Source organism: Herbaspirillum robiniae, from assembly GCF_002213415.1.
GTDB lineage: Bacteria > Pseudomonadota > Gammaproteobacteria > Burkholderiales > Burkholderiaceae_D > Herbaspirillum > Herbaspirillum robiniae.
This window is the reverse complement of sequence record NZ_NJGU01000006.1, coordinates 332,228-345,645: the sequence shown is the minus strand read 5'-3', so window position 1 is coordinate 345,645 and position 13,418 is coordinate 332,228. Positions and strand designations below refer to the sequence as shown.

At 64.7% G+C, this 13,418-nt stretch carries 9 protein-coding genes; 8 read left to right on the top strand and 1 reads right to left on the bottom strand.

Going from position 1 to position 13,418, the window contains the following annotated elements; genetic code table 11:
• The first annotated feature begins 244 nt into the window (after window positions 1–244).
• The 6 genes from CEJ42_RS12995 to dcd all read left to right on the top strand — a co-directional run bounded on the left by CEJ42_RS12995 (window position 245) and on the right by dcd (window position 11,053).
• Complete coding sequence (locus CEJ42_RS12995) at window positions 245–1,993, top strand: two-partner secretion domain-containing protein (RefSeq protein WP_088751347.1); 1,749 nt, start codon at window positions 245–247, stop codon at window positions 1,991–1,993.
• A gap of 194 nt (window positions 1,994–2,187) precedes the next feature.
• Window positions 2,188–3,939, top strand: a complete 1,752-nt coding sequence (locus CEJ42_RS12990) for a ShlB/FhaC/HecB family hemolysin secretion/activation protein (RefSeq protein ID WP_088751346.1) — start codon at window positions 2,188–2,190, stop codon at window positions 3,937–3,939.
• Between the two features lie 218 nt (window positions 3,940–4,157).
• Window positions 4,158–8,258, top strand: coding sequence for an ATP-dependent RNA helicase HrpA (gene hrpA, locus CEJ42_RS12985; protein ID WP_420840765.1), 4,101 nt, complete (start codon window positions 4,158–4,160; stop codon window positions 8,256–8,258).
• A gap of 105 nt (window positions 8,259–8,363) precedes the next feature.
• Window positions 8,364–8,957: a hypothetical protein gene (locus tag CEJ42_RS12980; protein ID WP_088751344.1), complete on the top strand. Its 594-nt coding sequence runs from the start codon at window positions 8,364–8,366 to the stop codon at window positions 8,955–8,957.
• Window positions 8,958–9,291: 334 nt separating this feature from the next.
• Entirely contained in the window at window positions 9,292–10,401 is a 1,110-nt protein-coding gene (locus tag CEJ42_RS12975; protein ID WP_129587725.1) for a hypothetical protein, read from the top strand.
• Window positions 10,402–10,483: 82 nt separating this feature from the next.
• Window positions 10,484–11,053: a dCTP deaminase gene (gene dcd / locus CEJ42_RS12970; RefSeq protein WP_079218704.1), complete on the top strand. Its 570-nt coding sequence runs from the start codon at window positions 10,484–10,486 to the stop codon at window positions 11,051–11,053.
• Between the two features lie 72 nt (window positions 11,054–11,125).
• Here dcd and CEJ42_RS12965 read toward each other — a convergent pair whose 3' ends face one another.
• The gene (locus CEJ42_RS12965) at window positions 11,126–12,100 is read right to left on the bottom strand and encodes a LysR family transcriptional regulator (RefSeq protein ID WP_088751342.1); all 975 of its coding nucleotides are present in this window, start codon (window positions 12,098–12,100) and stop codon (window positions 11,126–11,128) included.
• A 133-nt stretch (window positions 12,101–12,233) separates the two neighbouring features.
• Between CEJ42_RS12965 and CEJ42_RS12960 the strand changes: the two genes are divergently transcribed.
• Both CEJ42_RS12960 and CEJ42_RS12955 read left to right on the top strand, forming a co-directional pair.
• Window positions 12,234–12,872 (top strand): chromate transporter, encoded by a 639-nt coding sequence (locus tag CEJ42_RS12960; protein WP_088751452.1) that lies wholly within the window; start codon window positions 12,234–12,236, stop codon window positions 12,870–12,872.
• A complete protein-coding gene (locus CEJ42_RS12955) occupies window positions 12,869–13,399 on the top strand; it encodes a chromate transporter (protein ID WP_088751341.1) in 531 nt (176 codons plus the stop codon). The genes CEJ42_RS12960 and CEJ42_RS12955 overlap by 4 nt, the downstream gene beginning before the upstream one ends.
• Window positions 13,400–13,418 lie beyond the last annotated feature (19 nt).

Below are 13,418 nucleotides of genomic sequence, written 5' to 3'. Positions count from 1 at the left end.
CGCCACCGTCGAGCGCGCGCCATTCCATTTTTTGTGGGCTTGGGGTTGTCAAATATCAATATTGGACTTCGGCGAATGTTTGCCAGGTTGTCGGCATTTTCCGGTTTTCTGCTGCTTTCTTCGCTTCTCGAATTTATGTCATTTCAATGCGCGGTGCCGAACCATAGAATCCCGCTGCTGACGGCGCCTGATTCTCGGGCGCCGTTTTGCATTTGAGCTCTCAACATGAAAGAGGAAATGACTTATGAATAAAAATCAGCACCGCATCGTATTCAACCAGGCCCGAGGCCAGATGATGGCCGTGGCCGAGAACGCCCCCGCGCGCGGCAAATCCCGTGGCAACGCGCCATCGCCCCTGAAAGGCATCGCCTGCGCCGTGTGCCTGGCCGCCGGCATGATGGGCATGGCCTCGTCCGCTTATGCGCAGATTTCCGCCGACAACCGCCAGGGCAAGGCGCCCGGCGTGAGCGCCGCGGGCAACGGCACGCCGCTGGTCAACATCAATGCCGCCTCCAGCGCCGGCGTCAGCGTCAACCACTACGCGCAGTTCAATACCGACTCGCGCGGCGCCATCCTGAACAACTCCGCCGCGGCAAGCCAGACGCAGCTGGCCGGCGCGATCGCCGGCAACGCCAACATGGCCAACGGCGCGGCCCGCATCATCATCAACCAGGTCACGGGCAACATGCCCAGCAATCTGGTGGGCAATATCGAGGTCGCCGGCAGGCGCGCTGAAGTCGTGCTGAGCAATCCCAATGGCATCACCGTCAACGGCGCTGGTTTCATCAACACCTCGCGCGCCGTGCTGACAACTGGTTCGCCGGTGGTGTCTGACCAGAACGGCCTCAACAGCGTGCGGGTGATCAAGGGCGATCTGATCGTCAACAAGCTGGATGGACGCGGCACCGATCAGGTTGACCTGATCGCCCGCGCGGTGAAGATCAACGGCGAGATTCATGCCGACAACGCCTTGAACGTGGTCGCCGGCATCAACGAGGTCTACTATCGCAATGCGACCTCGCCGGCGAGCCTGGGCGCCGTGCGCGGCCCCAAACCTGCTGTGGCCATCGACGTCGCGGCGTTGGGTGGCATGTATGCCAACAAGATCGCGCTGATCGGTACTGAGCGCGGCGTGGGTGTCAATATCGGCGGCATCGTCGATGCCAAGGAGTCCTTGCGTCTGGACAGCAGCGGCAACCTGGCGCTGCGCGACACGGCACGCCTGCAAGGCGGGCAAGTCAATATCGACAGCCTGGGCAGTATCAACAACAGCGGCCTGGTGGAGAGCAAAGGCACTCTGCTGGCCCATGGCACGGACTCCCTGGTCAACGGCAAGACCGGCGTGATGAACGCCGGCGGCCGTCTGGCTTTGGGTGCACGTACTGTGAGCAACGACGGCGCCATCTCCAGTAAGGACAACCTGTCGGCTTTTGTTGAAGGAAAATTCACCAATTCCTCGAGCGGCGTCATGCACGGCGGGAAGAATGTCGAAATAAACAGCGACTCCGTTGCTCAGGCCGGCAAGATCACGGCAGGTGCTGACATGTTGGTGCGCGTGAATGGAGGCGAGGAGCTGGTCAACAGTGGTGCGCTCAAGGCCGGGAAAGCGCTCGAGATTCGCAGCGAAAATGGCTTCATAAACACCGCGTCAGGTGAGCTGAGCGCGGGCAGCCTCACCGTCGGTACGCGTGGTGCGTTGCGTAACGAGGGGCTGATCGAGGCCACCGCCGGCGATGCATTTGTCGCCAGCGATGGCAAGTTGAGCAACGCCGCAACTGGCGTCATCCGGGCGAACAAGAACGTTGAATTGGTCAGTTTCGACGCGGTCGAGCAAAATGGCCTTGTCGCGGGCAAGAGCGTGCGGGTGACCGCATCTGACGCTGGCGTCTCCAATACCGGGACCATCCAGGCGACTGATCGCATCAGCTTCAACACATCCGGCCCTCTGGTGAATACCGGGACGCTGACTGCACCGTCCGTCGTCTTCGAGTAACAAGGCCGGGTTTAAACCGGGGATCGCCCTTGTCTCATCAAAAGCGATGCCCGGACAACCTGTTGTCTCCGTTCATCCGACGCCTCTCTTGTCCGTAGCCGGGTCTATGGCACGCGGGAGGCGCATCGGAAGACTCTTCGGCACCTTCGCCAACCAGCCCTAGGGAAATCCGGGCTGATTGAAGTACCCCCCTCATGTATCGTTTCCAGATCCGCAGAATTGCCGTAGCCGTGCTCGGCATCTTGTCCCATTCCTTGTCGGTCGCCCAAGCGCCGAGCGATCGCGCCGACGCCGCCCGTGCCAACGCGGCGGCCCAGCAGCAGTTGCTGCAGCAGCAGGAGGCGCAACAGCGGGCCGGACAGCTGATGTCGCCGTCCGTCCATCTGGGCCGGGAGCAGGCGCGTGACGAAGTCGTGCTTCCTGTCGAGCAACCCTGTTTTAAGATCAGCGAATTCCTGCTGACGGTACCCGATGTGCTGCCCGCTGCGGCCAGAACGGCCGGCGCCTCGGCCTTGCCTCAGGATCCCTTCGCGTTTGCGAGGGAGTGGCTGGAACAATATAGCGGCCGTTGCCTGGGCGGCAACGGCATCGGGATACTGGTCAAGAACCTGAATGCGTTGATCTTGAGCCGCGGCTACATCACCACTCGCGTGGTGGTGGCGGATGAACAGAACCTTGCCGGCGGACGGCTGAGGCTCTCGCTGATCCCCGGAACCATCGGCGCGATCCGCTTCGAGGATCCCCGGGAGAGCGGCTCGCCGCGTTCGGCATTCCCCGCGCGCCCCGGCGACTTGCTGGAGCTGGCGGCGCTGGAGCAGGGCCTGGAGCAGATGAGGCAGATCCCTTCACAAGACGTGGATGTGAAGGTGGTGCCGGCGCCCGCTCCCGGGCAGAGCGATGTGGTCGTGCTGGTCGAGCGCCAGAAACCTTGGCGCGTGACGGCATTCGCCGACAACGGCGGCTACCGGAACACGGGAAAGACGCAGCAGGCGCTGTATCTGGGCATCGACAACCCGCTGGGGCTGAACGACCAGTTGAACCTGGGAGTGAGTCGTTCCGCCGCAAACAACGGCGGCGGCACCAAGGGATGGACCGTCACTTACATGCTGCCTACCGGCTACTGGACCACGAACGTTTCCGTGTATGCCAATGCGTATCGGCAGAAGGTGACCGGGGCCGTCACGACGTTCTCTGCCAGCGGCGAGTCGACGGGCGGGGAATTGCGCGTCAGCCGCGTGATATCGCGGGCGCAGAATCACGTGCTGGGGATCTTCGCCAAACTGGGAAAACGTACCGCGCGAGGCTTCATCGAGGACACGGAGATCCCCAGCCAGAACCGTAACAGCACCTACGTTGAGGTCGGGCTGTCCAACCGTAGCTATCTGGGCGCCATGCAGGTCGATGCCGATCTGGCGCATCGCCAGGGCGTGCCGTGGCTGGGAGCCAAGGACGCTCCACCCAATTCCGCGCAGACGCCCTACTACCGGCTGCAGCAGGCCAACCTCAGCCTGAAGATGCCGTTTTCGGTGGCCGACTACAGGGCGGCCTACATATCGAGCGCGCATGTCAGGTATACGCCCGATCAACAATTCTTCGTCGACGCGCTGGCAATCGGCAACCGCTGGACGGTGCGCGGTTTTGACGGGGAGTCGAACCTGCGCGGCGAGACAGGTGGCTACTGGCGCAATGAGGTCGAGACCGGCTTGCCCGGAACCCGTCACGCGCTCTATGCGGGACTGGACTATGGCCGGGTGGGCGGCACCATGGCAAGCGCCCAGTCCGGAAACCAGTTGGCCGGCATGGCCGTTGGCGTGCGCGGAGCCTGGGCGGACGGGACCCTTGGCGCGCTCTCCTTCAACCTCTTTCTGGGGACGCCGCTATACAAGCCGACGGGCTTCCAGACGAGCAATATGGCCGGGGGATTCGAGTTTGCGTATCAGTATTGAAGCCGCTCCGGTAATGGCGCGCCGCCTGTATCCGCTTGTGCTCGTATGAATGCCCGGGCATTCCGCCCCCGTCATTGACGTCCATCGCTCGTCGTCCCGCCGGCAAAGCCGGCCGGCGGCATCGTGCGCCGCCGCCGGGCAGCCTGTCGTCGGCGCCGTAACGCAGCGCCTGATTGCCGGCGCGAAAATTGGCTGGCACCCGCCTGCAGCCTGCTTCCATGGGTGGCGGCGGGTATAATGTCGGCCTCATGTCCGTTACCAAATCTACCACTCCCGCGCCCGCCGGAAAGCCGCAGCAGGATCCCCAGCGTCGCCCGCGTCCACAGCCAAAGCCCGAGGCGCAAGCGGCGCCGGCGGTACGCAACCCGCTGCCCCCGGTCACCTTTCCCGAAGAGCTGCCCGTCTCCGGCCGCCGTCACGAGATCGCCGAGGCGCTGCGCCGTCACCAGGTCATCATCGTCAGCGGCGAGACCGGTTCCGGCAAGACCACCCAGCTGCCCAAGATCTGCCTGGACCTCGGCCGCGGCGCCAAGGGCCTGATCGGGCATACCCAGCCGCGCCGCATTGCGGCGTCGTCGACCGCCAAGCGTATCGCGCAGGAACTGAATTCGCCGCCGGGCGAGCTGGTCGGCTACAAGGTGCGTTTCAACGACACGCTGTCCAAGGGGGCCTGGGTCAAGCTGATGACCGACGGCATCCTGCTGGCCGAGACCCAGACCGACCCGCTGCTGCGCCAGTACGACACCATCATCATCGACGAGGCGCACGAGCGCAGCCTGAACATCGACTTCCTGCTGGGCTACCTCAAGCAGTTGCTGCCCAAGCGCCCGGACCTGAAGCTCATCATCACCTCGGCCACCATCGATGCCGACCGCTTCGCCCGCCATTTCGGCCGCGAGGTGAAGGGCGCCGACGGGATGGAGATCCTCCCCGCGCCGGTGATCGAGGTTTCCGGCCGCCTGTATCCGGTGGAGATCCGCTATCGCCCGATCGACAATGCCGACCGCAGCGGTGTGTCCACCGAAGTGGCGCAGACCCGCGCGCGCGCCGAAGGCCGTGCCTCGCAGGCGCAGAAGGACCGCGAGCAGCGCGACCTGATGGACGCCGTGGTCGACGCCGTCGACGAGCTGGCGCGCATCGGTTCGGGCGACGTGCTGGTGTTCCTGCCGGGCGAGCGCGAGATCCGCGATGCCGCCGAGGCGTTGCGCAAGCACCATCCGCCGCATGTGGAAATCCTGCCGCTGTTTGCCCGCCTGTCGGCGGCCGAGCAGGAGCGCGTCTTCAAGATCAGCAATGCGCGCCGCATCGTGCTGGCCACCAACGTCGCCGAGACCTCGCTGACGGTGCCTGGCATTCGCTACGTGGTCGACGCGGGCCTTGCGCGCGTGAAGCGCTACAGCTACCGCAACAAGGTCGAGCAGCTGCAGATCGAGCCGGTGGCGCAGTCCGCCGCCAACCAGCGCGCCGGGCGTTGCGGCCGGGTGGCCGCGGGCGTGTGTATCCGCCTCTACGACGAGCAGGACTTCCAGGGACGCGCCAAATTCACCGATCCGGAAATCCTGCGCTCTTCGCTGGCCTCGGTCATCCTGCGCATGAAGTCGCTGCACCTGACCGATGTCGAGAGCTTCCCCTTCATCGAGCCGCCGCCGGGCCGGGCGATCGCCGACGGTTACCAGTTGCTGCAGGAGCTGGGCGCGGTGGAAGAGCAGGGCGGGGTCAATCGCCTGACCGCCCTGGGCCGCCAACTGGCCAAGCTGCCGCTGGACCCGCGCGTGGGCCGCATGATCCTGGCCGGGCGCGACAACGCCTGCCTGACCGAACTGCTGATCATCGCCGCAGCGTTGTCGGTGCAGGACCCGCGCGACCGGCCGATGGATGCGCAGAACGCCGCCGACAACGCCCACAAGAAATTCGCCGACGAGAAGTCCGAGTTCAGCAGTTACCTCAAGATCTGGAAGTGGTTCGAAAGCGCCATCGAGCACAAGAAGTCCAACCGCCAGCTGCAGGACCACTGCCGCGAGAACTTCCTGTCGCAGCTGCGCCTGCGCGAATGGCGCGACGTCCACTCGCAGCTGCTGACCATCGTCAAGGAACAGGGCTGGCGCCTCAACGAGGCGCCAGCCACCTATGACCAGCTGCACCTGGCGCTGCTGACCGGCCTGCTGGGCAACATCGGTTTCAAGTCCGAGGACGACGCCCAGTACCTGGGTGCGCGCGGCATCAAGTTCAACATCTGGCCCGGCGCCCACCTGACCAAGAAGCCCGGTCGCTGGGTGATGGCGGCCGAGCTGGTGGACACCGCGCGCCTGTATGCGCGCTGTGTGGCCAACATCCAGCCCGAATGGCTGGAAAAGCTGGGCGGCCACCTGCTCAAGAAATCCTGGGGCGAACCGCGCTGGGAGAAGCGCGTCGCCCAGGTGACCGCCTCCGAGCGCGCCACGCTCTACGGCCTGGTGGTGTATAGCCAGCGCCGCATCAACTACGGCCACATCAATGCCGCCGAAGCGCGCGAGATCTTCATCCGCGACGCGCTGGTGGGCGGCGACTTCGAGACCCGGGCGCCGTTCTTCGCGCACAACCAGAAGCTGGTGCGCGAGATCGAGAACCTGGAACACAAGTCGCGCCGCCTGGACGTGCTGGTGGACGACGAGCTGATCATCGGCTTCTACGACAAGCTGATTCCCGCCGAGATCTGCAACGGCGTGGACTTCGAGAAGTGGCACAAGCAGGCCACCGCAGCCGATCCCAAGCTGCTGTACCTGAACAAGGACGACCTGATGCGCCACGAGGCCGCAGGCGTCACCACCGAGCTGTTCCCCAAGACCATGAACGTGGCCGGCATCGCCATGGCGCTGTCCTACCATTTCGAGCCGGGCGCGGCGCGCGACGGCGTCACGCTGACGGTGCCCTTGTATGCGCTCAACCAGGTCTCGGCCGACCGCTGCGAATGGCTGGTGCCGGGCATGCTCAAGGAGAAGGTGCACCTGCTGATCAAGTCGCTGCCGCAGAAATTGCGCCGCCACTGCGTGCCTTTGCCGGACTACGCGGCGAAATTCTGCGAGCGCCAGGATGAACGCAAGACCTTCGGGCGCGGCAACCTGATCGACGCCATCATCGCCGACATCCGCGAGCAGATCACCATTCTGGTCAAGGCCAGCGACTTCAAGCAAGAGACGCTGTCGGCGCACCACGCGATGAACTTCAAGATCGTCGACGAGCACGGCCGCCAGCTGGAGATGGGACGCAACCTCGCCGCGCTGCAGGCCGAGTTCGGCGGCCAGGCGCGCCAGCAGTTCCAGAAGCTGGCCGAGCAGGTGGCGATCGCGCCGCGCGATGAGGATGGCGATGCGGCGCCGGCACAGGCGGCGACCGCAAAAACGGCCGCAAAACCGGCGCCAGGCGCGGTCACGTCTGCACCTTCGTCTTCGTCCGCGTCCGCACCGGCCTCGGCCGGCGCATACGCCAACCTCACCGGCTGGAGCTTCGGCGAGCTGCCCGAGCTGCTGGAGATCACGCGCGGGACCGGCAAGCAGGCGCAGACGCTGATCGGTTTCCCGGCGCTGGTGGACCGCAAGACCCACTGCGACCTGGAGGTCTTCGACGATCCGGCCGAGGCCGCGCGCTTCCACTACGCCGGCCTGCGCCGCCTGTTTGCGCTGCAGATGAAGGAGCAGCTGAAGTACCTGGAAAAGAACATCCCCGGCCTGCAGCAGATGGGCATGCAGTTCATGGCCCTGGGCACGCAGGAGGAGCTGCGCGACCAGATCCTCAACGCCGGCCTGGAGCGCGCCTTCCTGCAGGACCCGCTGCCGAAGAACGCCGACGAGTTCAACCGGCGCCGCGACGAGGGCAAGGCGCGCCTGAGCCTGCTGGTCAACGAGATCGCGCGCCTGGCCGCACAGATCCTGGCCGAGTACCACTCGCTGCCCAAGAAGCTGCAGGGCATCAAGGCGCACGCGCAGGCCGCCGCCGACATCCAGTCGCAGCTCGCGCTGCTGGTGGGCAAGCGTTTCGTGGCCGACACCGACTACGGCAACCTGAGCCACTATCCGCGCTACCTGAAGGCCATCAACGTGCGGCTGGACAAGCTGCGCGCCGATCCCGCGCGCGACACGCGCCTGCTGACGGACTGGAACCTGGTCGCGTTGCCCTACCAGCGCGGCCTGAAGGAACGCGCCGGCCGCGCCGACCCCAAGATGACCGAGTTCCGCTGGATGCTCGAAGAGCTGCGCGTGTCGCTGTACGCGCAGGAGCTGAAGACGCCGATGCCGGTGTCGGTCAAGCGGCTGCAGAAGGTGTGGGAGAGCATGCAGCGCTGAAGCTGGCGCGCCGCCGACGCTGCAACGCCGTCTGTTGAAGTTTCACCTGGGTTCTGCCCTGCCGTCGGGCAGTGCATCACCGGTCAAAAAAAAGGAGCTGCAGACATGTCGTACAAACTGAGCGCCAGGCTGACTGTCGCGACGACGGCATTCCTGCTGTCGGCCTGCGCGGTGAGGCAGATCGATACCCAGACCTTCGTCGATGTCCCGGTGGAAGTGCCGCGCCTGCTGGTGGTCTACCAGCCCCCGCTGCAGGGCGCCGAGGGTAGTGGCCCGGAGGGAAGCTCCGCAGCCCAGCGCGAGCGGCTCAGCGATGCGCTGGGCGAGTCGCTTGAGCAACGGGTGCCGGCGGGGCTGACCGAGGTGGGCGTGAACGCCTTGTTCGTGCGCGCAGCCAACGTCACCACCGTACTCAACTCCAGGACCGCCCGTTCGGCCGTCTCGCATGTGCTCTACCTGCGCATCCAGGACGACAGGCAGGAATGCGCAAGCGCCGGCGCCTGCTCCTACCGCGTGACCCTGCGCGCCACGCTGCTGCGCTCAGGCGCGGCGCCCACGCTGTGGCGCACTGATCTCCAGGAGGCCTATTTCGCGCCGTCGCGCATCGATGCGGCTCGGTTCGATGACCTCTCCCTGCATCTGATCAAGGCGGTGGCGCCGATACTCCATGCGCCAGCACAGGTCGCGCCGATCCGGTGACCGCAGAATGCTCTTTGCGCGCAGCGCCGGGAAAAACATATTCTCGTCGGGTCGTTGTCAGCGCTTCGTCAGCCAGCGTTGGTTCTTTTCCCTTATGATTTTTGCGAGCTTCGGCAACAGCCGCGGCATCGGGGGAAGCCGGCGACCACGTGCGCCGGCTTGTACGACAATAATCGCGGCTGGCCAGGCAATCCGTCCCGAGGGGTAAGCGGGGAAAAGCGCTGCGCGGCCCTAGTGAACACGCCATATGCAGACAAGAACAAGGCCGTATGACTCGTCTCTTTCCATCAATTCGATCCGACTCTTCCTCAGACGCCTGAGCAGGCGTTGCTGCGTGCTCGCGCTGCCGATGCTGCTGGCAGCCTGCGTCGCCCAGAAAATCGAGATGCAGCAGCAAAGTCTGGGGCAGATGTCGGGCAAGAGGCTGGCCGTTGTGGCTTATGAGCTTCCTACCTTCGTCGATTTCAAGGCCGGCAATGCGGTCTTCGGGATTATCGGGGTGTTGGCGGCGCAGGAACAGGGGAAAGCCCTGGTCAGGCAATATCACGTCGAAGATCCTGCGTTTGCCATGGCCGATCTGCTGGCCAGGCGTATGGCGCAGGAGCGCGGCATGAGTATCCTGCCGCCGCCCGCCGTACCCCTGGGCAAGGACGATATCGGTTCCGTGGTGACGGCGCAGCCTGAAGCGGACTATATCCTCGACATCAAAACCACGGGGTGGGCCACGATGTATTTCGCTTCGGATTGGACCCACTACAAGGTGGACTATTCTGCTCGCCTGCGTCTCATCGACTCCCGTAGCAAGCAGGTGTTGGCGCAGCAGGCTTGTCGTTCGGTGCAGAGCGAAAACGATCCCCATCCTCCCAGCAAGGACGAACTGCTGGCGCACAATGCCAGTTTGCTCAAACAGCGCCTAGTGCTTGGCGCCGCGGACTGCATGAATGGCTTCGCGAACGACGCCTTGAAGCTGGCAGCTGCGTCGCAACAGACCTATACGCTGCCGGCGGATGCCGCAGGGAAGCTTGATCCGGCGTTGGCCGGCGAACCGGACGATGGACTGCTGCTTGCTATCGCCAGCTCCGATGCGGTGCATGTGACGGACAAGAGCTGGAGCGCGGTCATGTCCTGCGGCGCCAGCAACGCCGCTCATCCGAGCCAGCCGAGTCCCTTTACCCGCAACTATGACGTGGATGTAAGTCGCTACCCGGTAATACGATTGCACAGACGCTCCACGACGGTGACCGAGAACATCGCCGGGCGCGTCATCAACGGCCGCATGGCGCTGCGCGGTACCGGCTACCGGGTGGAGAACCCGGCCAATCGATGGTCGGTGCGGCTGGACGGTGCCTTCAATGGTGATGGTTCCACCTGGGAAGGCAGTGGCGGCTTGTTGGTGCGCAATTCTCTGGATCGCGCCTGCACCATGAGCATGAAAAAGTCCTGATTCGGCCGGAAATGCTTGTCCGGAGGGTATTTCTGGGTGTTTTCGCGTAAAATTGCACATCTTCAGAAATTGCCAAAATACCATGTCCATCAAGTCAGATAAGTGGATCCGCCGCATGTCGGAGCAGCACGGGATGATCGAGCCCTATGAGCCGGGCCAGGTGCGTCTCGCCGCCGACGGCAGCAAGATCGTGTCCTACGGCACCTCGTCGTACGGCTACGATATCCGCTGCGCCGACGAATTCAAGATCTTCACCAACATCAACTCGACCATCGTCGATCCCAAGAACTTCGACGAGAAGTCCTTCGTGGACTTCAAGGGCGATGTCTGCATCATCCCGCCGAACTCGTTCGCGCTGGCGCGCACGATGGAGTATTTCCGCATTCCGCGCAGCGTGCTGACGATCTGCCTGGGCAAGTCGACCTACGCGCGCTGCGGCATCATCGTCAACGTCACCCCGTTCGAGCCCGAGTGGGAAGGCTACGTGACGCTGGAGTTCTCCAACACCACGCCGCTGCCGGCCAAGATCTACGCCGGCGAGGGCTGCGCGCAGGTGCTGTTCTTCGAGAGCGACGAGATCTGCGAGACCTCCTACAAGGATCGCGGCGGCAAGTACCAGGGCCAGCATGGCGTGACGCTGCCCAAGACCTGATCGCATCGCTGTCGATTGCAAGTGACAAGGCCTCCTGACGGAGGCCTTGTCGTTTCTGCACGCTCTTCGGCTTCAGCGCCGTTTCTGCTGGGCGCCCAGCTTGATCGCTTCCTCCCGCATCAGTGCGGCCGCGCCGCTGATTTCGCCTTCGCGATAGGCCAGGTGCAGCGGTGCCTTCAGTTCGGGGGCGTCGCTGAGCTTGAGGTAGGCGATGCCCTCGGCGTTCACGCGCGTGAGCGAGGCCGGGATCACCGACACGCCCAGCCCCGCAGCCACCAGCGACAGCGTCGACAGGTTCTTGCTGGACTCCTGCATTACCCGCGGCGAGAATCCGGCCGCGTGGCAGGCGGCGATGATTGTGTCGTACAGGCCGGGCCCGCTGGGGCGGCGCGTCATGATGAAGGACTCCTCGGCCAGCGAGGCCAGGGCGATGCTGTTGTTGCCCCCGCCCTTACGGGCGCCGTTGCGTCCGCCGTTGCCTCCATTTTTGCGGGCGCCCGCGGCCAGCGGATGGTCCACCGGCAGCGCCGCCACCATTTCCTCGACCAGCATGGTTTCCATCGTCAGACCGGTGGCGTCGCCCACCGGCGAGCGCACGAAGGCCAGGTCGAGCCGCTTCTGGCGCAGCGCCTCGACCAGCTCGTGGGTGTTGGTCTCTTCCACCTTCAGGGCGACGTCGGGCGCGGCGGCGCGAAACGCGCGGATCACCGAGTGCACGAAGGGATGCAGAGAGGCCGATTCCGTGAAGCCGACCGCGATGCGGCCCATCTTGCCCGCGGCGATGCGGCGCACCCCAGCCACCGTGGATTCCAGCTGGGCCAGGATGGCGCGGGCGTCGGCCAGCAGCGCCACGCCGCTTTCGGTCAGCTCCATGCCGCGCGGCAGGCGGTTGAACAGCGTTACGCCCAGTTCTTTCTCCAGTACGCGGATCTGCTGCGACAGCGGCGGCTGCTGGATGCCGATGCGCAGGGCGGCCTTGGTCAGGTGGCCCTCTTCGGCGACGGCGATGAAGTAGCGCAGCAGGCGCAGGTCGATGTTGGGTGACATATCTGTTCAATATGGATTGAGTATTTGACATATATTAGACAAAAACCCTCCTCGGGAGTAGCCTTTCATACATGCGGCGATGGCGCCGCCAAACCAGGCTGCAACCCCCGCTGCAACGCAAGACGAGATGAACATGAGCACTTCCACGCCCCATCCGGATACTCCGGCCGCGCCCTCGGCGCCACCCACTTCCAAAGAACTTTTCCTGGGCTTCCTGGGCCTCGGTATGACCGCTTTCGGCGGCGCGCTGCCGCTGGCGCACCGCATGATCGTGGAGCGCCGAAAATGGCTGTCGGAGCCGGAATTCGTGCAATTGCTGGGCCTGTGCCAGTTCCTGCCGGGCGGCAACATCATCAACCTGTCGGTTGCGCTGGGGATGAAGTTCCGCGGCGTCAAAGGCGCGCTGGCGGCGATCTCCGGCCTGATCGCGGTGCCGTCGGCGGTGGTGGTGGTGCTGGGCATCATCTACCAGCATTTCCAGAACGACCCGAACGTCAAGCACCTCTTCGCCGGGCTGGCGGCCGCGGCGGCCGGCCTGCTGATCCAGATGGCGATCAAGATCGCGCTGCCCTTGCGCAAGAACCTGGTGCTTGCGGCGGTCGCGGTGGTCTGCTTCATCGCCATCGCCATCGTGCGCGTGCCGCTGGTGTGGGTGATGCTGGTGATGACGCCGATCAGCGTGCTGCTGACTTCGCGCTACGGCGACAGGTTCTCGGCCAGGCCGCAGGCGAAGGAGGCATCCAAGGACGCCGCGAAGGAGGGCGCGCAATGAGCCAGACCCTGATCGCACTGGCCGTCATCATGACCCAGCTGTCGGTGCTGGCCTTCGGCGGCGGCAACACCATCCTGCCGGAGATGCAGCGCCAGGTGGTGGAGGTCCACCACTGGATGACGGCCGAGGATTTCAGCGCGCTGTTCGCGCTGGGCCAGGCCGCGCCCGGCCCCAACCTGATGGTGGTGACGCTGGTCGGCTGGCACGTCGCGGGCTTCTGGGGAATGCTGGTGACGACCTTCGCCAAGTTCGGCCCGTCTTCGCTGATCACCATCGTCATGCTGCACGTCTGGGAACGCTTCAAGGACAAGCCGTGGCGCCGCCACGTGCAGGCCGGCCTGCTGCCGGTGACCGGCGGCCTGGTGGCGGCCTCGGCGCTGCTGATCGCCCAGGCCTCGATCACCCACGGCTTCCTGGCGGCCGTCACCGCCGCCACCGCGGTGATCGCGCTGAAGACCAAGATCCATCCACTGTGGCTGCTGTTCGGCGGGGCGCTGGCGGGGTATTTCTATCTCGGCTCGTTCTGAGCTGCAGGCAAGAAAAAAG